The sequence below is a fragment of the Actinoplanes sp. NPDC051513 genome (genome assembly GCF_044454685.1).
Lineage (GTDB): Bacteria > Actinomycetota > Actinomycetes > Mycobacteriales > Micromonosporaceae > Actinoplanes.
This window is the reverse complement of the sequence record NZ_JBITDW010000069.1, coordinates 1-1,560: the sequence shown is the minus strand read 5'-3', so window position 1 is coordinate 1,560 and position 1,560 is coordinate 1. Positions and strand designations below refer to the sequence as shown.

Annotated in this window: 2 protein-coding genes; both read right to left on the bottom strand. The window is 68.0% G+C overall.

Going from position 1 to position 1,560, the window contains the following annotated elements; translation table 11 throughout:
• Positions 1-52: 52 nt before the first annotated feature.
• Positions 53-253, bottom strand: a complete 201-nt coding sequence (locus tag ACIA5D_RS51745) for a hypothetical protein (protein WP_396038123.1) — start codon at positions 251-253, stop codon at positions 53-55.
• A complete protein-coding gene (locus ACIA5D_RS51740; RefSeq protein WP_396038121.1) occupies positions 250-1,494 on the bottom strand; it encodes an IS256 family transposase in 1,245 nt (414 codons plus the stop codon). Before ACIA5D_RS51740 ends, ACIA5D_RS51745 begins: the two co-directional genes overlap by 4 nt.
• Positions 1,495-1,560: the final 66 nt, after the last annotated feature.

The window sequence follows — 1,560 nt, the reverse complement described above, 5'->3', positions numbered from 1 at the left end:
ACGGTCAAGCCCCTGGAAGTGGTGTAACGGCTGATCTTTCGAGTTGTGCTGGTTAGAAGGGTTGTTCTCCGGGTTTGCGAGTGACCGGTTCGCCGGTTTCGGGCTGCCATTGGTCGATGTCGTGGGGCCAGGGCGCGGGTCGGCCGTGGTCGTCCCAGAACCCGGTTTCGATGCCGGTGGCGATCAGGGCAGCGTTGAGGGCGGCGCGCTCGGCCGGGTCAGGGATGGCGGGGTCGCCGGTCGGGTGGGTCATGCTGCGGTCTCCAACTCGGGCAGGGTCGCCGTGGTGACGGTGGCTTCGGTGGTGATTCTGCTGGCCCGTTCGAGGATGTCGAGGGCGAAGTAGCGGCGGCCTTCGGTCCACTCGTCGTGTTGCTCGGCCAGCACCGCGCCGACGAGGCGGGTGACGGCGTCGCGGTCGGGGAAGATCCCGACGACGTCGGTGCGGCGGCGGATTTCCTTGTTGAGCCGCTCATTGGGGTTGTTCGACCAGATCTGCCGCCAGATCTGTTGCGGGAAGCCGGTGAAGGCGAGCAGGTCGGCGCGGGCGTTGTCGAGGTAGGCGGCCACCGCCGGCAGTGACCTGCCGGTCGAGTCGAGCAGCTTGTCGAACTGGGCGTGGACCGAGCCCGGGTCGATCTGGTCGTAGACGGAGTGCAGCATGGTCTTGACCGCCGGCCACGCCGACTTCGGGCACACGCCCATCAAGTTCGCCGCGAAGTGCGTGCGGCATCGCTGCCACGAGGTGCCGGGTAGGTTCGCCGCGATCGCGTCGACCAGACCGGCGTGCGCGTCGGAGGTCACCAGGCGAACGCCGGTCAGACCGCGGGCGACCAGATCGGCGAAGAACGCGTTCCACGCCTGCTTCGTCTCGCTGGTGGCGACCTTCACGCCCAGGACCTCGCGGTGCCCGTCGGCGTTGACCCCGGTCGCGACCAGCACGACCGCGTTGACGACCCGGCCCTGCTCACGGACCTTCATGGTCAGCGCGTCGGCGGCCACAAACGTGAACGGCCCGGACTCGCCCAGCGGACGGGTCCGGAACGCGGCCACCTGGGCGTCGAGGTCGGCGGCCATCCGCGAGACCTGCGACTTCGACAGGCTGGTGATCCCGAGCGTCTGCACCAGCTTGTCCATCCGCCGGGTGGACACGCCGAGCAGATAGCAGGTCGCGACCACGCTGACCAGCGCGGCCTCGGCCCGCTTACGCCGTTCGAGGAGCCAGTCGGGGAAGTACGAGCCCGATCGTAGTTTCGGGATCGCGACGTCGATGGTGCCGATCCGGGTGTCGAGCTCGCGGTGGCGGTAGCCGTTACGGGAGTTGACCCGCTCGGGCGAGGCGGTGCCGTACTCGGCGCCGCAGACCGCGTCGGCCTCGGCTGACAGCAACGAGTTGATCACCGTGGACAGCAGGTGCCGCATCAGATCCGGCGACGCGTCCGACAGCGCTTGGTCCAACACGCCGGCAGGGTTGATGATGTGGGGTGCGGTCATCGTGATGGTGCCTTTCGAGAGTGCTGTGGAAGGTTCACTCGAAAGATCACGCGATGACCGCGCTCT